General features: G+C 68.7%; 19 protein-coding genes. 10 read left to right on the forward strand and 9 right to left on the reverse strand.

Annotated elements, in window-relative coordinates; all coding sequences use genetic code 11:
* Nucleotides 1-12: 12 nt before the first annotated feature.
* The 5 genes from ED208_RS00715 to ED208_RS00735 are packed head-to-tail and all read left to right on the forward strand — an operon-like array spanning nt 13 to nt 6,231.
* On the forward strand, nt 13-3,228 hold the full coding sequence (locus ED208_RS00715) for an error-prone DNA polymerase (protein ID WP_123209943.1): 3,216 nt from the start codon (nt 13-15) through the stop codon (nt 3,226-3,228).
* A 51-nt stretch (nt 3,229-3,279) separates the two neighbouring features.
* Nucleotides 3,280-4,266 carry an NAD-dependent epimerase/dehydratase family protein gene (locus tag ED208_RS00720; protein ID WP_123209944.1) on the forward strand — a complete coding sequence of 329 codons (987 nt, stop codon included), beginning with the start codon at nt 3,280-3,282 and terminating at the stop codon, nt 4,264-4,266.
* A 35-nt stretch (nt 4,267-4,301) separates the two neighbouring features.
* Entirely contained in the window at nt 4,302-4,898 is a 597-nt protein-coding gene (rdgB, locus tag ED208_RS17520) for an RdgB/HAM1 family non-canonical purine NTP pyrophosphatase (protein ID WP_123209945.1), read from the forward strand.
* The gene (gene hemW, locus ED208_RS00730; protein ID WP_233574729.1) at nt 4,895-6,034 is read left to right on the forward strand and encodes a radical SAM family heme chaperone HemW; all 1,140 of its coding nucleotides are present in this window, start codon (nt 4,895-4,897) and stop codon (nt 6,032-6,034) included. The genes rdgB and hemW overlap by 4 nt, the downstream gene beginning before the upstream one ends.
* A complete protein-coding gene (locus ED208_RS00735) occupies nt 6,031-6,231 on the forward strand; it encodes a CPXCG motif-containing cysteine-rich protein (protein ID WP_123209946.1) in 201 nt (66 codons plus the stop codon). The genes hemW and ED208_RS00735 overlap by 4 nt, the downstream gene beginning before the upstream one ends.
* Nucleotides 6,232-6,236: 5 nt before the next feature.
* Here ED208_RS00735 and ED208_RS00740 read toward each other — a convergent pair whose 3' ends face one another.
* Entirely contained in the window at nt 6,237-7,181 is a 945-nt protein-coding gene (locus tag ED208_RS00740; protein WP_123209947.1) for an AraC family transcriptional regulator, read from the reverse strand.
* A gap of 166 nt (nt 7,182-7,347) precedes the next feature.
* On the opposite strand from ED208_RS00740, the gene ED208_RS00745 reads away from it, so the two are divergent.
* The 5 genes from ED208_RS00745 to ED208_RS00765 all read left to right on the forward strand — a co-directional run bounded on the left by ED208_RS00745 (nt 7,348) and on the right by ED208_RS00765 (nt 11,129).
* Nucleotides 7,348-7,662, forward strand: a complete 315-nt coding sequence (locus tag ED208_RS00745) for a putative quinol monooxygenase (protein WP_123209948.1) — start codon at nt 7,348-7,350, stop codon at nt 7,660-7,662.
* A 125-nt stretch (nt 7,663-7,787) separates the two neighbouring features.
* Nucleotides 7,788-8,021 carry a hypothetical protein gene (locus ED208_RS00750; RefSeq protein ID WP_123209949.1) on the forward strand — a complete coding sequence of 78 codons (234 nt, stop codon included), beginning with the start codon at nt 7,788-7,790 and terminating at the stop codon, nt 8,019-8,021.
* A gap of 104 nt (nt 8,022-8,125) precedes the next feature.
* On the forward strand, nt 8,126-8,368 hold the full coding sequence (locus ED208_RS00755) for a type B 50S ribosomal protein L31 (RefSeq protein ID WP_123209950.1): 243 nt from the start codon (nt 8,126-8,128) through the stop codon (nt 8,366-8,368).
* A gap of 150 nt (nt 8,369-8,518) precedes the next feature.
* A complete protein-coding gene (locus tag ED208_RS00760; protein ID WP_123209951.1) occupies nt 8,519-9,769 on the forward strand; it encodes a malic enzyme-like NAD(P)-binding protein in 1,251 nt (416 codons plus the stop codon).
* Between the two features lie 67 nt (nt 9,770-9,836).
* On the forward strand, nt 9,837-11,129 hold the full coding sequence (locus ED208_RS00765; RefSeq protein WP_123209952.1) for a citrate synthase: 1,293 nt from the start codon (nt 9,837-9,839) through the stop codon (nt 11,127-11,129).
* Between the two features lie 62 nt (nt 11,130-11,191).
* Here ED208_RS00765 and ED208_RS00770 read toward each other — a convergent pair whose 3' ends face one another.
* From ED208_RS00770 to ED208_RS00805, 8 genes are all read right to left on the reverse strand, one after another.
* Nucleotides 11,192-11,500: a CsbD family protein gene (locus tag ED208_RS00770; RefSeq protein ID WP_123209953.1), complete on the reverse strand. Its 309-nt coding sequence runs from the start codon at nt 11,498-11,500 to the stop codon at nt 11,192-11,194.
* Between the two features lie 89 nt (nt 11,501-11,589).
* Complete coding sequence (locus ED208_RS00775) at nt 11,590-12,204, reverse strand: hypothetical protein (protein ID WP_123209954.1); 615 nt, start codon at nt 12,202-12,204, stop codon at nt 11,590-11,592.
* Nucleotides 12,204-14,579 (reverse strand): penicillin-binding protein 1A, encoded by a 2,376-nt coding sequence (locus tag ED208_RS00780; protein WP_123209955.1) that lies wholly within the window; start codon nt 14,577-14,579, stop codon nt 12,204-12,206. Before ED208_RS00780 ends, ED208_RS00775 begins: the two co-directional genes overlap by 1 nt.
* An 84-nt stretch (nt 14,580-14,663) precedes the next feature.
* Entirely contained in the window at nt 14,664-15,578 is a 915-nt protein-coding gene (gene yihG / locus ED208_RS00785) for a 1-acylglycerol-3-phosphate O-acyltransferase, YihG family (RefSeq protein ID WP_233574730.1), read from the reverse strand.
* Between the two features lie 61 nt (nt 15,579-15,639).
* Nucleotides 15,640-16,701, reverse strand: coding sequence for a uroporphyrinogen decarboxylase (gene hemE / locus ED208_RS00790; protein WP_123209956.1), 1,062 nt, complete (start codon nt 16,699-16,701; stop codon nt 15,640-15,642).
* Complete coding sequence (gene pyrF / locus ED208_RS00795; protein ID WP_123209957.1) at nt 16,698-17,408, reverse strand: orotidine-5'-phosphate decarboxylase; 711 nt, start codon at nt 17,406-17,408, stop codon at nt 16,698-16,700. Before pyrF ends, hemE begins: the two co-directional genes overlap by 4 nt.
* Nucleotides 17,408-17,713 carry a CcdB family protein gene (locus ED208_RS00800; RefSeq protein ID WP_123209958.1) on the reverse strand — a complete coding sequence of 102 codons (306 nt, stop codon included), beginning with the start codon at nt 17,711-17,713 and terminating at the stop codon, nt 17,408-17,410. Before ED208_RS00800 ends, pyrF begins: the two co-directional genes overlap by 1 nt.
* Before the next feature lies 1 nt (nt 17,714).
* Nucleotides 17,715-18,011 carry a type II toxin-antitoxin system CcdA family antitoxin gene (locus ED208_RS00805; protein WP_158608382.1) on the reverse strand — a complete coding sequence of 99 codons (297 nt, stop codon included), beginning with the start codon at nt 18,009-18,011 and terminating at the stop codon, nt 17,715-17,717.
* Nucleotides 18,012-18,053 lie beyond the last annotated feature (42 nt).

The raw sequence follows: 18,053 nt of genomic DNA on the forward strand, positions 1-18,053 counted from the left end.
CGGCATCGCCCGATGAGCCAGGCCCCCAACGACCAGGCGCCCGGGCCGCCGCAACTGGACCTGCCCCAGCATCGCGTCGGCGCGCCGCCCGGCACGCCCGACTACGCCGAGCTGCACTGCGTCTCCAACTTCAGCTTCCTGCGCGGCGGCTCGCATCCGCAGGAGCTGGTCGCGCAGGCGCAGGCGCTCGGCTATCGCGCGCTGGCGATCACTGACGAGTGCAGCCTGGCCGGCGTGGTGCGCGCCTGGGAGGAGACCAAGCGCAGCCCCATTCAACTGATCGTCGGCGCCGAGTTCCGGCTCAGCGATGGCCCGCGTCTGCTGTTGCTGGCCGAGAGCCGCGAAGGCTATGCGCGCATCAGCGCTGCCATCAGCCGTGCCCGCATGAACTCGCGCAAGGGCAGCTACCGGCTCGACGCCGACGGCTTCGGCCACGACTGGCGCGAGGTGGCGGCGATCTGGCTGCCGGGCGCCGAGCCCGATGCCGGCGAAGCCGCGTGGATGGCCGAGCGCTTCGGCGCCGGCGCCTGCTGGCTGGCCATCGAGCGCCACCTCGACGGCGACGACAGCGCCCGCATCGAGCGCCTGCTCGAACTCGGCCACCGGCACGGCCTGAAGGCCGTCGCCTGCGGCGATGTGCACTACCACGCGCCGGAGCGCCGGCCGCTGCAGGACGTGCTCACCGCCCTGCGCCTGAAGACCACGGTCGAGCGCTGCGGCGCGGCGCTACTGCCCAACGGCCAGCGCCACCTGCGCCGACGCGAGGAGATCGCCGCGCTCTACGACCCGGCCTGGATCGCCGAGAGCCTGATCATCGCGCGGCGCTGCCGCTTTCAGCTCACCGAGCTGCGCTACGAGTACCCCAAGGCATTGGTGGACCCGGGGGAAACGCCGGCCAGCCAGTTGCGCAAGCTGACCCTGCGCGGCATGCGCCAGCGCTGGCCGCAGGGCACGCCGTTCACGGTGCGCCGGCAGATTCACCGCGAGCTGCACATCATCAGCCACAAGCAGTACGAGGCCTTCTTCCTCACCGTCGAGGACATCGTCCGCTATGCCCGCAGCCAGAACATCCTCTGCCAGGGGCGCGGCTCGGCGGCCAATTCGGCGGTCTGCTACGCGCTTGGCATCACCGAGGTGAATCCGGGCCTGACCACCCTGCTGTTCGAGCGCTTCGTCTCCATCGAGCGCGACGAGGCGCCGGACATCGACGTCGACTTCGAGCACCAGCGCCGCGAGGAGGTGATCCAGTACATCTACCGCAAATACGGCCGCCAGCACGCCGCGCTGGCCGCCACCGTCATCCACTACCGCAGCCGGCTGGTGCTGCGCGATGTCGGCCGCGCCCTGGGCGTCGCCCCCGAGCTGATCGACCGTCTCAGCGACGCCCTCGCCTGGTGGGACAAGAGCGCGGCTTGGGAAGAGCGGCTGCGCGAGCTGGGCTTCGATCCCGAGGCGCTGCAGATCCGGCTCTGGCTCGCGCTGGCACGCCAGCTCAAGGATTTTCCCCGCCACCTGTCGCAGCACGTCGGCGGCTTCGTGATTTCCGACCGGCCCGTGCACGAGCTGGTGCCGATGGAGAACGCGGCGATGCCCGAGCGCAGCATCATCCAGTGGGACAAGGACGATCTCGAATCCCTGGGCCTGCTCAAGGTCGACGTGCTGGCGCTGGGCATGCTCAGCGCGCTCAAGCGCATGCTCGGCTTCGTCTCGCAGCGCCAGGGCGCGCCGTTCACGCTGCAATCCATCCCGCGCGAAGACCCGGCCACCTACGCGATGATCCGCGCGGCGAAAACGGTCGGCGTGTTCCAGATCGAATCGCGCGCGCAGATGTCGATGCTGCCGCGCCTGAAGCCCAACAACTTCTACGACCTCGTCATCCAGATCGCCATCGTCCGGCCGGGCCCGATCCAGGGCGGCATGGTGCATCCCTACCTGAAGCGGCGGAAGGCGCAGGCCGAGCGCGAGGCGCTGGCCGCGCAGGGCCGGCCGCTGCCGCCGGAAGACCCGGCGCTGAAGATCCGCGCGGAGCTGATCCCCGCCATCGGCCGCACTTTCGGGGTGCCGATCTTCCAGGAGCAGGTGATGCAGATCGTCGCCATCGCCGCCGGCTTCACGCCCGGCGAGGCCGATCAGGTGCGGCGCTCGATGGCGGCCTGGAAGCGCAGCGGCGGCCTGGAGAAATACCGCGACAAGCTGCTCGCCGGCATGGCCGCCAACGGCTACACGAGCGAGTTCGCCGAGAGCATCTACCAGATGATCCTGGGCTTCGGCAGCTACGGCTTTCCGGAGTCGCACTCGGCCAGCTTCGCCATCCTCGCCTACGCCTCGTCCTGGCTGAAGTGCCACCAGCCCGCCGCCTTCATCGCCGGCCTGCTCGACAGCCAGCCGATGGGCTTCTACCCACCGACCATGCTGGTCAGCGAGGCGAAGAAGATGGGCGTGCAGGTGCGGCCGGTGAGCGTGATCGACTCCGACTGGGACAGCCGCGTGCATTGGGCGCGGCCTGCGGACGGGAGCGATCCGGGCGTGCTGACGCTGGGTTTCAACCGCATCAGCGGCTTCAGCGAAGAGACGGCGCGGCGGATCGTGGCGGCGCGCGCGCAGCAGCCGTTCCGCGACGCCGACGACCTCGCCGCCCGTGCCCGCCTCAACCGCCGCGATCTCGACCTGCTGGCCCAGGCCGACGCCCTGCGCGCCCTGGCCGGCCATCGCAACCGCGCGCGCTGGCTCTCGCTCGGCTACCAGCCGCAGGCCGATCTGCTGGCCGGCATCCCGCGCCTGGAAGCGGCAGTGCCGCTGCGCGCGCCCAGCGAGGGCGCGGAGATCGTCGGCGACTACCGCAGCACCGGCCTGACGCTGCGCCGCCATCCGGTGGCGCTGCTGCGGCCGAAGCTGGACCGGCTCAAGGTCACGCCCAACGAACGGCTGGCGCAGCTACCGCACGGCCGCCGGCTGCGGGTCGCCGGCCTGACCATGTTCCGGCAGCGGCCGCCGGAGGCGAAGGGGGTGATGTTCCTGACCCTGGAAGATGACACCGGCATCGTCAATCTCGTCGTCTGGGCCAAGGTGCTGGAAGCTTGCCGCGAGGCGGCGGTGACCGGCGGCTTCCTGATCATCGCTGGCGAGGTGCAGAAGCAGGACGGCGTCGTCCACGTCGTCGCCCGGCGCATCCGCGACTACAGCGCCTGGATCGAGGGTCTGCCTTACCTGTCGCGCGATTTCCGCTGAACCCCGCGCTTGGCGGATGATGCCGGCTCCGCAAACAGCCCGGCCCCGCCCATGCACCTGCTCATCCTCGGCGCCACCGGCATGCTCGGCCAGCAGACGGCGCGCGCCGCAGCGGCGGCCGGCCATGACCTGACCCTGGCCTATCGCGATCCGCGCGCGCTGACGCGCTTCGAGGGCCTGCGCCATCGGGCGGTCGCGGTCGATCTCGAAACCGGTGCCGGGCTCGACGCCGCGCTCGACGGCGTCGATGCCGTGCTGCACGCCGCCGCACCCTACCCGACCGTGCCGCGCCCCTGGCGCGCCGAGGTCGAGGCCGGACTGGCGCGCATGGCGGCGTTCTACCGCGCCTGCGAGCGCAAACCTTTGCAGCGCGTCGTCTATCTCGGCGGCGCCATCGCCCTGCAAAGGCGCGCCGATGGCCGGCCGGGCGACGAGACCTGCGAGTACGCCGGCCGGCCGCCGGGCGGCAATCCCTACGTGCAGCTCAAGTGGGCGCTGGATGCCCAGGCGCGCGAACAAGCGGCGCGCGGCCTGCCGGTGAGCATCGGCATCCCGACCATGACCTTCGGCGAGTACGACTACGGCCCCACCACCGGCCGGCTGCTGCTGATGCTGGCGCGCGGCCAGTTGCCCAACTACGTGCGCGGCCGGCGCAACGTCATCTACGGCGGCGACGCCGGACGCGGGCTGCTGGCGGTCTGCGAACGCGGCCGTCCCGGCGAGCGCTACCTGCTCACCGGCGAGGATAGCGACATGGACCAGCTCACCGCGCTGATGGCGGAGCTGGCCGGCCGGCCGCGTCCGAAGCCGGTGCCGCTGCCCATCGTCCGTGCGGTCAGCGCCGTGCAGACACTGCGCTGGCACTTCGGCGGGCCGCTGCCGGTGGTCGATGCCACCGCCGTCGCGGTGATGTCCGGCGGCCAGCACCTGTCCGGCGCCAAGGCGGAACGGGAGCTGGGCTTCCGTAGCCAGGTGTCGCTGCGCGAGGCGCTGGCCCGCGCCCTGGCCTGGTTCCGGCAGGTGGGCTACCTCGACTGAGCGGCGGGCGTCGCCGGCCGTGGGACAATGCCGCCATGAACGATCTCGTACTCGCCTCCCACAACGCCAAGAAGCTCAAGGAGCTGCAAACCCTGCTGGCGCCGCTCGGCTACCGGCTGAGACCGGTCTCCGAGTTCAGCCCGGAGGTGCCCGAGGAAACCGCCCCCAGCTTCATCGAAAACGCCCTGCTCAAAGCCCGGCACGCAGCGCGCGTCTCCGGCCTGCCGGCCATCGCCGACGATTCCGGGCTGGAGGTCGAGGCGCTACGCGGCGCGCCCGGCGTCTACTCCGCGCGCTATGCCGGCGAGCCTTCGGACGACGCCGCCAACAACGCCAAGCTGCTGCAAGCCCTGGCCGGCGTCCCGGCGGCCAGGCGCGGTGCGCGCTTCGTGTCGGCGCTGGCGCTGCTGCGCCATGCCGACGATCCCACGCCGGTGATCGCACTCGGTTACTGGCCGGGCCAAATTCTCGACGCAACACGCGGTGCCAACGGCTTCGGCTACGACCCGTTGTTCCTCGTCCCCTCGCTGGGCAAAACCTCGGCGGAACTGACGCCCGGACTGAAGAACCGCATCAGCCATCGCGGCCGCGCCATGCGCGCCTTGCTGAAGCAACTGCGCGAGCGGCCGTGATCCCCTTAGCGCTCTACATCCACATCCCCTGGTGCGCGAAGAAGTGCCCCTACTGCGACTTCAATTCGCATCCGGCACGCGGCCAGATTCCGGAAGCGGACTACGTGCAGGCGCTGCTGCGCGACCTCGACTTCGAGCTGGCGCAGGCCCCTGAAGCACGGCCGCTGACCAGCATCTTCTTCGGCGGCGGCACGCCCAGCCTGTTCAGCGGTGCCGGCATCGGCGCCATCCTCGACGGCGTGGCGCAACGGCTGGCCTTCGCGCCGGGCATCGAGATCACACTCGAAGCCAATCCGGGCACCGCCGAGGCGCAGCGTTTCCGCGACTACCGCGCCGCCGGCGTCAACCGCCTGTCGATGGGCGTGCAGTCGCTCAACGACCGGCATCTGAAGGCGCTGGGCCGCATCCACGGCGCCGACGAGGCCCGTGCGGCGGTGGCGATGGCGCGCGACGCCGGTTTCGACAACCTCAACCTCGACCTGATGTTCGCGCTGCCGGAGCAGACGCTCGCCGAGGCCGAAGCCGATCTGCGCGGCCTGCTCGCGCTCGCGCCGGAACATGTCAGCTACTACCACCTGACGCTCGAACCCAATACCGAGTTCGCCGCCAGGCCGCCGACGCTGCCCGATAGCGACCTCGCCTACGAGATGCTGGAACGGGGCCAGGCCCTGATCGAAGCCGCCGGCTACGCGCAGTACGAGACCTCGGCCTACGCGCGCCCCGGCCGGCGCGCGGCGCACAACCTCAACTACTGGCGCTTCGGCGACTATCTCGGCATCGGCGCCGGCGCCCACGGCAAGCGCACGCTGGACGGCCGCGTGCTCCGGCGCGCGCGCCACAAGCATCCGAAGACCTTTATGGAAACCGCCGGCAGTGCCGCCGGCGTGCAGGAACAACGCGCGGTGGACGGCGCCGAGCTGGCCTTCGAGTACGTGCTCAACAGCCTGCGTCTGCACGAGGGCTTTGCGCTGGCCGACTTCCGCGCCCGCACCGGCCTCGCCGACACCGCCCTGGAACCGGCCCTGGGGCGGATGCTGTCGAAAGGCTTGCTGGAGCGCGACGGCGAGGTCATCCGCCCGACGGTGCTCGGCCGTAATCACCTCAACACGCTGCAAATGGAGTTTCTGCCCTCATGAGCCGGTACGAGCTGGAAAGCCGCGCGGTGCAGTGCCCGTATTGCTGGGAGGAGATCGAGCTGGACCTTGATCTCTCCGCCGGCTCGCAGACCTATACGGAGGACTGCCACGTCTGCTGCCAGCCGATTCTGGTGCGGCTGACCGTGGAGGAAGACGGCGAAAGCTATGAAGTCGAGGTCGAAGCCGAAAATCAGTAGCCCGGCTATTGCACCTGCACGCTGACGTAGGGCGAGACCGCCGCCGTCGGCACCAGCACGCTCTTCATGCGCTCGGCCTCTTCGCGCGGCGTGCTGCCGAAGAAGCGCTTGAACTCGCGGCTGAACTGCGAGGCGCTTTCGTAGCCGACCCGGCCGGCGGCGGTCGAGGCGCTCAGGCCCTCGTGCGCCATCAGCAGCCGCGCCTTGTGCAGGCGGGTGGTCTTCAGGTACTGGATCGGCGAGGTGCGGGTGACCTGCTTGAAGTGGCTGTGGAAGGCAGCGACGCCCATGCCGGCCTCCTCGGCCAGGCGGCTCACGTCGAGATCGGCGGCGTACTCGGCGTGGATGCGCCGCAGCGCCCGGCCGATGCGGCCGCAGTGGCTGTGATGCACCAGCGCCCCGGCGATGGCCGCGCCCTGCTCGCCGGTGAGCATGCGGTAAAGAATCTCGCGGACGATGCCCGGCCCCAGCAGCCGCGCTTCCACCGGCGAGCGCAGCGCCATCAGTAGCCGGAGCAGGCTGTCTTCCATGCCGGCGTCCATCGCCGCCGTGGCGATGCCCAGCGGCGGCACTGCGGCGCGGGCACCGAGCCCGTCGAGGGCCAGGATCAGCTCGGCGGCCACCGGCAGCTTGATGGTGATGCCGACCGCCAGCAGGGGCTCCTCGACGCTGGCCTCGGTTTCGCACTCGAAGGGCAGCGGCACCGCCGCCACCAGGTAGCGGCGGGCGTCGAAGACCAGCGTCTGCTCGCCGAAGAAGCCGCGCTTGCGGCCCTGGCAGATGAACATCAGCTTCGGCTCGTAGAGCACCGGCGCCTTGACGAAAGCGCGCTCGGCGCGCGCCAGCGTCACCTCCTCCAGGGCGGTGTTGAACACCCCGGCAGCGGGCAGCATCTCGCCGAGCAGGCCAAGCAGCCGAGACGGGCCGGGACTGGGCGGGGGATCGAACATGGCGATCTCGCACTGAAGAGGACTAGGCAGCGAAATGTACTCTTTGCGACCGCCTCCGGGACCACGGCCACAGGAATAGGCAAGACTTGCAGAGCATCCGGTATTGGGCCGCCGGCGCCCGGCCACCTAGCATGGCCGCATCCCCCTCCCCACCCGGAGCGCCGCCATGACCGCCACCAACATCGCCTTTCTGCGCGCCCGACCGGGACGCGAACCCTGGCTGGACCAGGCCCTGCACACCCTGGTCGCGCTGAGCCGTGGCAATCCCGACTGCCAACTCGCCAACCTGCACCGCAGCGACGAGGACCCGGCGCTCTGGCTCTTGTACGAGAACTGGACTACGCAGGAGGCGCTGTGGCGGCATCTGGGCAGCCCGGACGTGCAGTCCTTCGTGCGCCAGAGCGCCAGCCTGCTGGAGAGCGACCTCGGCCTGCGCGGCTTCCGGCTTCAGCCGGCCTCGCCCATCGGGCTCGCCGCCTGAGCACCAGTCGGCCGCCGTTGGGAGGGCGGATTCCACCGGCCATCCCCAGCGCCCGGGGAAACTCCGGCCCGGCTGGCAGAGTCGGCCTCGTTACCGACTTCGCACTCACCTTATAAGGACCGGCCATGGAACTCGCGCCCCTGCACTGGCAGCAACTGCCCCTGATCCTGGCCGTGCTCGCCGCCGCCAGCGGCGTGCTCTACGGTCTGCTGAGCCTGATCCTGCCGCGCCCCCAGGTCTGGGCGCCGCGTGACGGCCAGGGCCTGGACGGCGAGGCGATGCCCCTGCGCGGGGCGGACCGGCGCCGCAACCACCAGGCCTGGCCGGCGCACCTGGAACGCCGCCTGGCGCCGCGCTGAGCAGCCAGGCCGGCGGACAAATAGTTGCCATCCGCCCCCTGCGCCGCTATCCTGCGCGCCCTTTTCGTTTGATCCGCCCGGTTGTGGGCGTTGCCGAGACCGCCATGAAAGAAGGCATCCACCCCGAATACCGCCCCGTGGTGTTCCGCGACGCGGGCTCCAACCAGAGCTTCATCATCCGTTCCACGGTCAAGACCCGTGAAACCGTGAAGCACACCGACGGCGAGACCTACCCGGTCATCACCCTCGATACCTCGCACCTGTCGCACCCGTTCTACACGGGCAAGACCCGCGTCACCGACACCGGCGGTCGCATCGACAAGTTCAAGAAGCGCTACGGCAAGTAATCGCCGCTGCCCGCTGCACCAAGAAAGCCGCTTATGTCCTAGCGGCTTTTTTGTTGCCCCCACCCCGGCCGCAGGCCGGCGACAGGGCAAGCCCTCCGTTTTTCCCACCACACCGATGCGCGCCCAGGAAGCAGGCAACGCGCTGACGCCATGAACGAACAGATCCCCAGCCATACCCTCCGCACCGCCGCCCTCCACTACCACGAGTTCCCCAGGCCGGGAAAACTCGGAGTCAGCATCACCAAGCCCTGCGAGGGGCCGGAGGACTTAGCGCTGGCCTACTCGCCCGGCGTCGCCGAACCGGTGCTGGCGATCCAGGAGAACCCGCAGGACGCCTACCGCTACACCAGCAAGGGCAACCTGGTCGCCGTCATTAGCAACGGCACGGCGGTACTGGGCCTTGGCGACTGCGGCGCGCTCGCCGGCAAGCCGGTGATGGAAGGCAAGGCCCTTTTGTTCAAGAAATTCGCAGACCTCGACTGTTTCGACATCGAAGTCGACGAGCGCGAACCTAAGACTTTCGTCGAAACCGTGGCCCGCATCGCCGGCACCTTCGGTGGCATCAATCTGGAAGACATCGCCGCGCCGGCCTGCTTCGAGATCGAGGAAGCGCTACAGGCGCGCTGCGACATACCGGTGTTCCACGACGACCAGCACGGCACCGCCATCGTGCTCTGCGCGGCGCTGCTCAATGCGCTGGAGTTGCAGGGCAAGACGCTCGAAGACGCCCGCATCGTCTGCGTCGGCGCCGGCGCCGCCGGCATTGCCTCGATGCGTCTGGCGCGCAGCCTGGGCGCCAAGCCCGAGCACCTCTGGCTGGTCGACCGCCAGGGCGTGATCAGCACCGACCGCCCCGGCCTGAGCAAGGAAAAAAGTGAATTCGCTCAAGCACCTTCCGAGCGCAAGACGCTGGCTGGCGCACTCGCCGGCGCCGATGTCTTCATCGGCCTTTCCGGCCCCGGCCTGCTGCGTGAGGAATGGCTCGGTTTGATGAACGAGAAGCCGGTGATCTTCGCGCTCAGCAACCCGGTGCCGGAGATCATGCCGGAGATCGCCAAGCGGGTGCGCAACGACGCCATCGTCGGCACCGGCCGCAGCGACTACCCCAACCAAGTCAACAACGTGCTGTGCTTCCCCTTCCTGTTCCGGGGGGCGCTGGACGTGCGCGCACGCAGCATCAACGAGGCGATGAAGCTGGCGGCGGTGCGTGCCCTGGCCGAGCTGGCGAAGCAGCCGGTGCCGGCACCCGTGCTGGCGGCCTACAAGCAAAACTCGCTATCCTTCGGGCCGGATTACATCATCCCCAAGCCACTCGATCCCCGCCTGCGCGAGCACGTCGCCGGTGCCGTGATGCGCGCGGCGGTGGAGAGCGGAGTCGCCCGCCTGCCCTTGCCCCGCTAGAGCAAGCCACGGCGCGATTCTTGCCAGCCTTTCTTGACGTCTTTACTTGATATTTGGGAGCTACGCGATGAGTGAGGTCAGCTACAGCCTGGTCAACAACGCCACCGGGGAGAAGGTCGATCTGCCGGCTATCGGCGGCACCCTCGGCCCGGTCGGCCTCGACGTGGGCAAGGTCTACGACAAGACCGGCGCCTTCACCTACGACCCTGGCTTCACCTCCACCTGCTCGACCAAGAGCGCGATCACCTACATCGACGGTGACGAGGGCGTGCTGCTGTATCGCGGCTACCCGGTGGCGCAACTGGCGCAGCACTGCAGCTTCCTGGAAGTCGCCTACCTGATCCTCAACGGCGAGCTGCCCAACAAGACGGCACTGGAAACCTTCGACCAGAGCATCCGTCGTCACACCATGATCAACGAGGGCCTGAAGAGCTTCTTCAACGGCTTTCACTACGACGCCCACCCGATGGCGATGCTGACCGGCGTGGTCGGCTCGCTGTCCGGCTTCTACCACGACACCGGCAACAACAAGGATCCGCGTCACCGCGAGATCTTCGCGCACCGGATGATCGCCAAGATCCCGACCATCGCGGCGGCGGCCTACAAGAAGTACTACGGCCAGCCGTTCATGTATCCGCAGAACCACCTCGACTATTGCAGCAACCTGCTGCACATGATGTTCGCGGTGCCGGCCGAGCCCTACCACGTCGATCCGATCGCCGCGAAGGCGCTGGACGTGCTGTTCATCCTGCACGCCGACCACGAGCAGAACGCCTCGACCTCCACCGTGCGCATGGCCGGCTCCACCGGCACCAACCCCTACGCCGCCATCTCCGCCGGCATCGCCGCGCTCTGGGGCCCGGCCCACGGCGGCGCCAACGAGGCGGTGCTGAACATGCTCGACGAGATCGGCGACGTGAAGAACGTGCAGGGCTTCATGGACAAGGTGAAGGACAAGCAGTCGGGCGTGCGCCTGATGGGCTTCGGTCACCGCGTCTACAAGAACTTCGATCCGCGCGCGACCATCATCCGCGAGGAATGCCACAAGGTCTTGAAGGCGCTGAAGATCGACGATCCCAAGCTCGAACTGGCGATGAAGCTGGAAGAGATCGCCCTCAACGACGACTACTTCAAGGCCCGCAAGCTCTACCCGAACGTCGATTTCTACTCGGGCATCATCTACAAGGCGCTGGGCATCCCGGTGAACATGTTCACCCCGATGTTCGCGGTCGCCCGCACCGTCGGCTGGGTCGCGCACTGGAGCGAGATGGTCGGCGACGGTCCGCTGAAGATCGCCCGCCCGCGCCAGGTCTACACCGGCGCTGCGGAACGCAACGTGGTTCCGGTGGCGCAGCGCTAAGCCAGCCCCGGCCACAAAAAAGCCCGCCTTCCGGCGGGCTTTTTGTGGCTGCGACCAACGCCTCAGCGGCGGACTTGGTCGAGCTTTTCCTTGGCCTTCTCGGCCAGCGCCTCGGCGCCCGCCTTCACCTTGGTCACCGTCTCGCGCAGCTTGTCACCGGCGTTGTCGATGGCTTCCTTGACCTCGCCCTTGACCCGGTCACCGGCGCCTTCGATGCGGTCCAGCCGGCCTTCGGCCTCCAGGCGCTCGTTGCCGATGACGCTGCCCACGGCTTGCTTGACCTGCCCCAGGGTCTGCTTGGCCTGGCCCTTGAGCTGGTCGTAGCGGCCGCTGTCGGTGGTGGTGGACTGCAGCTTGTCCTTGGTATTCATGCCGATCTCCTTTGAAAAGCACCCGATCTGGGGCTTGGAAGACCGTAAACCCGGCGGATGAACGCCCGGTGAGCGACCAAAGCAGGCCGCTAGTACAGGCTCTCGACCGGCTGCGCCGCCAAGCGCTCGGCCTCCGCCAGACTCAGGCGCGGCGCCGGTCGGCCATTGCCGACCGCCAGCGGTGCCCGGCGCTCCTGCCCGGGCGCGAACAGCGCGACATCGACGCCAATCTCGCCAGCCTCGAAGCGCGCCAGCGGCACCCGTTCACTGCGGCCGTCGCCATAGCGGTAGTCGCGTTCGTCGGCCTCGACCTCGAAGCCGCGCTCGGCGAGGAACACATCCACCAGCTCCGGCTGGTCCGGGAAGCAGTGCAACTGCACCCGGTGCGCCTGGCTGATGGCGCCGGTCACCACCGCGCCGCTCAGGCGCGGCTCGAAGCGGGCCAGCAGCTTCATCGCCTGCACCGCAGTCCGCCGTAACAGTTGCAGGCGCTCGACATAGGCGTGGCCGCCGAACAGCCGCTGGTAGGCCAGCACCTCGGTCTCGACCCGGGCGTTGTCGGGCAGCGCGCTGCGGCTGGACAGCCCCAGACGCTCGGCGGCGCGACGCTTGGCCAGCCCGTAGTCGGTGAGCTGCTCCTCGACCAGGATGCGCGCCGCCTCGCCGGCCAGATCGCCGGCATCGCCCAGGCCGCGACGCCCCATCAGAACAGATCCTGCGCTGCCTGCCCGGCCTCACTCTCGTGGCCGGGAATGGCGCCGTCGTCCTGCGGAGGCAGGCGCTCCAGCGGCAGGGTTTCGTAGATCACCTTGCCGGCGCCTTCCCAGGCCAGCTTGCCGTTTTCGGGATTCAACCGAACATCGGTCATGCCGGCCGGCCGTGGCGCCACCTGCTCGGGCACGCCCTTGAGCGCCACCCGCATGAAGTCCATCCACATCGGCAGCGCAGCGCGACCACCGACCTCGCCACGACCGAGCGGCGTCGGCGTGTCGTAGCCGATCCAGGCGGTGGCGGCGAGCGTGGCCTGGTAGCCATTGAACCAGGCATCGGTCTCGTCGTTGCTGGTGCCGGTCTTGCCACCCAGGTCGCGACGCCCCATCGCATTCACCGCAGCGGCGGTGCCGCGCACGGTGACGTCGTGCAGCATGCTGTTGAGCATGTAGACGGTCTGCGGGTCGAGCGTGCGCGCGGCAAGCTGGGCGGCGGGGTCGCCGGCGGTGATCTCCGCCGGGCATTCCGGGCAAGCGCGCACTGGCTTGGCCTCGAACAGCACCTGGCCGCGCGCGTCCTCGATGCGGCTGATGAAATAGGGCTGCACCAGGAAGCCGCCGTTGGCGATCACCGCGTAGCCCCGGGCGATCTCCAGGGGTGTGAGCGCCGCCGAACCCAGCGAGAAGGTGAGATCACGCGGCAGCCGCGTCTTGTCCAGCCCGAAGTTCTGCGCGTAGTTGAGCGCGTAGCCCATGCCCACCGCCTGCAGCACGCGGATCGACACCAGATTGCGCGACTGCACCAAGGCCTCGCGCAGGCGCATCGGCCCCTTGAAATCTTCGTCGTAGTTGGACGGCCGCCACTCGCTTTCCAGATTCGGATCGTCGAAGACGATGGGCGCGTCGAGGAAGATCGAGGCCGGCGTGTACCCCTTGGCCAGCGCCGAGGCGTAAAGGAAGGGCTTGAAGCCGGAACCGGCCTGCCGCCGCGCCTGGGTGACACGGTTGTACTTGCCGGCGAAGAAGTCGTAGCCGCCGACCAGGGCGCGGATGGCACCGTCCTGCGGCTCCACCGCCACAAAGGCGCCCTGCACGCCGGGCTTCTGGGACAGCCGCAGCTTGTCGCCGCTGGCACGGATGCGCACCACGTCACCGACCGCCAGCTTGTACTTCTTGCCGGTCCAGGCAAAACCCTTGGCGTCGATACTCTCGACACCGCGCTCCAGCGAATACACCTCCAACTGCTCGGGGCTGGCGGACAGCACCAGCGCCGCCGGCAGGTCGGCCAGGCGCGGCCGCGAGCGCAGCAGCGCCTGAGCGGCCTCGTTGCGATCCGGGCTGATTCGCTCCAGCGTCGCCGCCAGTTCCGGCTCGGCCTTGGCCTCTGGCCCGCTGTAGCCATGGCGCTCTTCGTAGTCGAGCAGGGCCTTGCGCAGAGCGGCGTTGGCGGCCTCCTGACGGCCGGCCTGCACGGTGGTGTAGACGCGGTAGCCGGCGGTATAGGCCTGCTCACCGTACTTCTCGAACATCGCCGCCCGCACCATCTCGGCCACGTAGTGCGCCTCGATCTCCACCTGCGGCGGGTGCTCGCGCGCCAGCAGCGGTTCGTCCAGCGCCTGTCGATAAGCGGGCTCGGTGATGAAGCCCAGCTCGCGCATGCGCCGCAGCACGTAGTTGCGGCGGTCCTTGGCGGCAGTGGGATTGACCAGCGGGTTGTCGCGTGAAGGTGCCTTGGGCAGGCCAGCGAGCACGGCGGTTTCCGCCAGCGTCAGTTGGTCCAGCGGCTTGCCGAAGTAGACGTGGGCGGCGGCGGCGACACCGTAGGCGCGGCTGCCGAGAAAGATGCGGTTGAGGTAGATCTCGAAGATGCGCTGCTTGTCGAGTTCGCGCTCCATCTTCCGCGCCAGCAGAATCTCCTTGATCTTGCGCTCGTAGCTGCGCTCGGGCGTGAGAAAGACATTGCGCGCCAACTGCATGGTGATGGTCGAGCCGCCCTGGCGCTTCTCGCCGGTGGCGGCAAGCTTGAGCGCGGCGCGCACCAGGCCGAAGAAATCGACACCGCTGTGCTCGAAGAAGCGGTCGTCCTCCGCAGCCAGGAAGGCTTGCAGCAGCGGCTTGGGGAACTGCTCGTAGCGCAGCGGCGAGCGCCGCTCGGCGCCGAACTCGCCCATGCGCTTGCCCTCGGCGCTGAGCACCAGCAGCGGCGCGCCGAGATTGGGTTCGCGCAGGCTCTCGACCGAGGGCAGTTGCGCTTCCAGGCTGGAAACCTTGGCCCAGACGAACAGCCCGGCGCCGGTGGCGGCGACCAGGAACAGGGCCAGCAGCACCAGGCCGGCACGTTGGAGGAAGCTCAATTGATTGAAGCGCAAGGCGGCAGTTCCAAAGAGGGCAGCGCGCCATTGTCACCCGTCAGCCGAGCGCGCGGAACCGCCCCGGTTTCCGGCGCGGTGATTTCAGAGGTGCGCAGGGGTCTGCGCCGGCAAGACCGGGCGGCGGCGCAGGGCTTCCAGGCGCGCGTCCTTGCGCTGCCAGAGGCCATTGACCCAGGTCTGGCAGCGCTCGCGGTAACCGGGGTCGCGGTCGTAGTCGCCGTGCAGCAGCTCGGCCGGCACCGGGATCAGGTCCACCACCACCCGCACATGGCCCTGCTCGCCGCACAGCCAGCTCCACAGCAGGTTGCGCTCGGTGGGCTGGTAGCAGACGGTGACATCCAGCACCCCGGCGAACTGCTCGCCCATGGCGTCGAGGCTGTAGGCGAGGCCACCGGTCTTCGGTCGCAGCAGCCGCTGGTAGGGGCTGCGCTTGCTCAGGCGCTTGGCCTCGGTAAAGCGGGTGCCTTCGAGGAAATTGACCACCGTCACCGGGTCGTGGCGGTAGACCGCGCAGGCCTTGCGGGTAGTCTCGCGGTCGGCGGCGCTGGATTTGCGGGTCATGAACGGGAAGTCCATCGCCCAGCAGACCAGGCCGATGATCGGCACCCACAGCAGATCGCGTTTGAGGAAGAAGCGCAGGAACGGCGTCTTGGCGTGAAAGACATCGAACAGGATCAGGATGTCGGCCCAGGACTGGTGGTTGCTGAGCAGCAGATAGCTGCGCGCCGGGTCCAGGCTGGCGTTGAACTCGACCTCGCCGTAAGCCACCGGGCTGGCCACGTCGTGCAGCACGCGGTAGATCAACTGGTTGCTGGCCACCCAGTTGCGGGCGATCCAGACGCAGTAGCGCGAGGCCAGGCGCTGCAGGCCGTAGACCGGCAGCAGCTTGAGCAGGATGCCGGGCAGCATCGCGGTGAACCAGAAGAGCAACGCGACGAACATGGTCGCGAAGGTCAGGATTCCGACAAACCAGGGCGGCAGCAACATCGAGATCATCGGCAGACTCCACTTGCGACCGCAGTGGCGATGCCGGCTCCGGCATCGCGCTGACATCCTCTCAGTGATGATAGGCCGGCGAAAGTTCCACCACCGCGTCGATCATCGCTCCCGCATGCGCCGGGTCTACCCCGGGCACGATGCCATGCCCCAGGTTGAAGATGTGCCCGGGACCACGACCATAGCCAGCCAGTACGCGCGCCACTTCTTCGCGGATGCGGTCCGGGCTGGCGAACAGGCAGAGCGGATCGAGATTGCCCTGTAGCGCCACGCGCCCGCCCACCCGCGCGCGGGCGGCCGCGATGTCGGTGGTCCAGTCCAGGCCCAGAGCGTCACAGCCGGTATCGGCCATGGCTTCCAGTTGCTGGCCGCCGTTCTTGGTGAACAGGATCACCGGAATCGCCGGCAGCCGCGCCTTGAGCTGCGCGACGATGCGGCGCATCGGCGCCAGCGAGAACTGCCGGTAGCCTTCGACATCGAGCACACCGCCCCAGGTATCGAACACCATCAGCGCGTCGGCGCCGGCGGCGGCCTGCGCTTCCAGATACAGCGCGACGCTGTCGGCCAGCTTGTTCAGCAACTCCATCAGCAGCTCGGGCGCGTCGAAACGCATCTTCTTGATCCGCGCGAACTCCTGACCGCCCTGCCCTTCGACCATGTAGGTGGCAAGCGTCCAGGGCGAGCCGGCGAAGCCGATCAGCGGGCAGCGGTCGCCCAGCGCCGAGCGTATCGTCCGCACCGCGTCCATCACGTAGCGCAGCTCGCCTTCCGGGTCGGGCACGCCCAGTGCGCGGATGGCGGCGGCATCGCGTACCGGCCGGTCGAACATCGGCCCCTCGCCCTCGACGAAGCGCAGGCCCAGGCCCATGGCGTCGGGGATGGTGAGGATGTCGCTGAACAGGATCGCGGTATCGAGCCCGGGATAGCGGTCCAGCGGCTGCAGGGTGACCTCGCAGCACAGCTCCGGATTGCGGCAGAGCGCCATGAAGTCGCCGGCCTTGGCGCGGCTGGCGCGGTATTCGGGCAGGTAGCGGCCGGCCTGGCGCATCATCCACACCGGCGTGCGGTCCACCGGCTGGCGCTTCAGCGCACGCAGGAAGCGGTCGTTGGCGAGCGTCCTCATGCCAGGGCTCCGGCGATTTCAAGCTGGATCGCCTGCGCCATCGCGCGCGGATCGGCGGCGTCGCGGATCGGCCGACCGATCACCAGGTAATCGGCGCCGGCCTTGATCGCCGCCGCCGGGGTGGCGATGCGCTTCTGGTCGGCCTCGACGCGGTTTGCCACCGGCCGGATGCCGGGCGTCACGCAGATCAGCTCGCGCGGCGCTTCCAGGCGCAGGCGCGGGACTTCCAGCCCCGAGGACACCACACCGTCGCAGCCGGCCTGCAAGGCGCGGCGGGCGCGCGACAGCACCAGCTCGGCAACGTCACATTTAAAACCGAGATCGTCGAGATCGCCCTGGTCCAGCGAGGTCAGCGCGGTCACCGCCAGTACCTTGGTGTGGCCGGACTTGGCCTTGGCGGCCGCCTCCATGATCGACTGGTTGCCGTGCACGGTGGCGAAGTCGGCGCCGCGCTCGGAGAGATTGCGGATGGCGCGCGCCACCGTCTCCGGGATGTCGAAGAACTTCAGATCGACGAACACCTTCTTGTGCTCGGCCTTGAGCCAGTCCAGCAGCTCGAAGAAGCCGGGCGCCATGCACAGCTCCATGCCGATCTTGTAGAAGCTGACGGCGTCGCCGAGCTGGCGTACCAGGGCGCGGGCGGCCTCGGCGTCGGGGACATCGAGGGCGCAGATCAGGCGCTCGTGGGTGGGGATTGCAGTACGCATCAGTAGCCCGTGAAAAGGAGATCCAGAGCCGCGATGATCGCGGCCCGTTCGTGACGGAGGTTATCCACGACGGCGCCCAGGGCGCCGCGTGGAATCGACAGCATTTCCTGCACCGACAGCACATGCTCACCGGCCTTGATGGTGACGACCGGTTGCAGCTTGCGGATCGGCATCGGCTGGGCAGCAAGCGGCCAGAGCGGCGCCACGACCGCCGTCTCCAGTCGCGCGGCAAGATCGCTTTGCAGGATCACTAGGTAAGGAGCGCCGGCCGAGCCGCGCGCACGGCAGACATCGAACTGCGTCATGTCAGTAGTACGGCGTCAGGCCCTTGTGCCAAAGGCCATCTTTCTCGATACGGGCGTTGTAATGGGCGATGGCTTCGGCGTTCTCGGCGAGCCAGCGCTCGCCTTCGGCCTTGCGCAGGCGCTCGGTCAAGCTTTCTTCCAACACGCTCGACAGATTGAGTCCCTCGGCGCGGGCGCGCTCGATGAGTTTGGCGCTGACGCTGACGTTCAGGCGGCGCTTGCCGGCGGCGTATTCCGGGGCCTGCTTCTCAGCAATTTGCACCCCGGCAGCCGCATTGCGCTTATAGGTTCTGGGCAAGGAATGTCTCCGGGGGAATGATGCGCACGGTAATGCGCATCC

Origin of the sequence: Stagnimonas aquatica, from assembly GCF_003730135.1 — a bacterium.
In the GTDB taxonomy this organism is placed as follows: Bacteria; Pseudomonadota; Gammaproteobacteria; order Nevskiales; family Nevskiaceae; genus Stagnimonas; species Stagnimonas aquatica.

What these genes read in the sequence shown, in the direction of transcription:
- ED208_RS00745 (WP_123209948.1), top strand. Translation starts at nt 7,348, where the DNA reads ATGACCGCCACCAACATCGCCTTTCTGCGCGCCCGACCGGGACGCGAA.
- ED208_RS00775 (WP_123209954.1), bottom strand. Translation starts at nt 12,204, where the DNA reads ATGGGGCGTCGCGGCCTGGGCGATGCCGGCGATCTGGCCGGCGAGGCG.
- hemE (WP_123209956.1), bottom strand. Translation starts at nt 16,701, where the DNA reads ATGAGGACGCTCGCCAACGACCGCTTCCTGCGTGCGCTGAAGCGCCAG.
- ED208_RS00800 (WP_123209958.1), bottom strand. Translation starts at nt 17,713, where the DNA reads ATGACGCAGTTCGATGTCTGCCGTGCGCGCGGCTCGGCCGGCGCTCCT.
- pyrF (WP_123209957.1), bottom strand. Translation starts at nt 17,408, where the DNA reads ATGCGTACTGCAATCCCCACCCACGAGCGCCTGATCTGCGCCCTCGAT.
- ED208_RS00770 (WP_123209953.1), bottom strand. Translation starts at nt 11,500, where the DNA reads ATGAATACCAAGGACAAGCTGCAGTCCACCACCACCGACAGCGGCCGC.
- ED208_RS00740 (WP_123209947.1), bottom strand. Translation starts at nt 7,181, where the DNA reads ATGTTCGATCCCCCGCCCAGTCCCGGCCCGTCTCGGCTGCTTGGCCTG.
- ED208_RS00760 (WP_123209951.1), top strand. Translation starts at nt 8,519, where the DNA reads ATGAACGAACAGATCCCCAGCCATACCCTCCGCACCGCCGCCCTCCAC.
- ED208_RS00720 (WP_123209944.1), top strand. Translation starts at nt 3,280, where the DNA reads ATGCACCTGCTCATCCTCGGCGCCACCGGCATGCTCGGCCAGCAGACG.
- ED208_RS00750 (WP_123209949.1), top strand. Translation starts at nt 7,788, where the DNA reads ATGGAACTCGCGCCCCTGCACTGGCAGCAACTGCCCCTGATCCTGGCC.
- ED208_RS00755 (WP_123209950.1), top strand. Translation starts at nt 8,126, where the DNA reads ATGAAAGAAGGCATCCACCCCGAATACCGCCCCGTGGTGTTCCGCGAC.
- rdgB (WP_123209945.1), top strand. Translation starts at nt 4,302, where the DNA reads ATGAACGATCTCGTACTCGCCTCCCACAACGCCAAGAAGCTCAAGGAG.
- ED208_RS00715 (WP_123209943.1), top strand. Translation starts at nt 13, where the DNA reads ATGAGCCAGGCCCCCAACGACCAGGCGCCCGGGCCGCCGCAACTGGAC.
- ED208_RS00735 (WP_123209946.1), top strand. Translation starts at nt 6,031, where the DNA reads ATGAGCCGGTACGAGCTGGAAAGCCGCGCGGTGCAGTGCCCGTATTGC.
- ED208_RS00765 (WP_123209952.1), top strand. Translation starts at nt 9,837, where the DNA reads ATGAGTGAGGTCAGCTACAGCCTGGTCAACAACGCCACCGGGGAGAAG.
- yihG (WP_233574730.1), bottom strand. Translation starts at nt 15,578, where the DNA reads ATGATCTCGATGTTGCTGCCGCCCTGGTTTGTCGGAATCCTGACCTTC.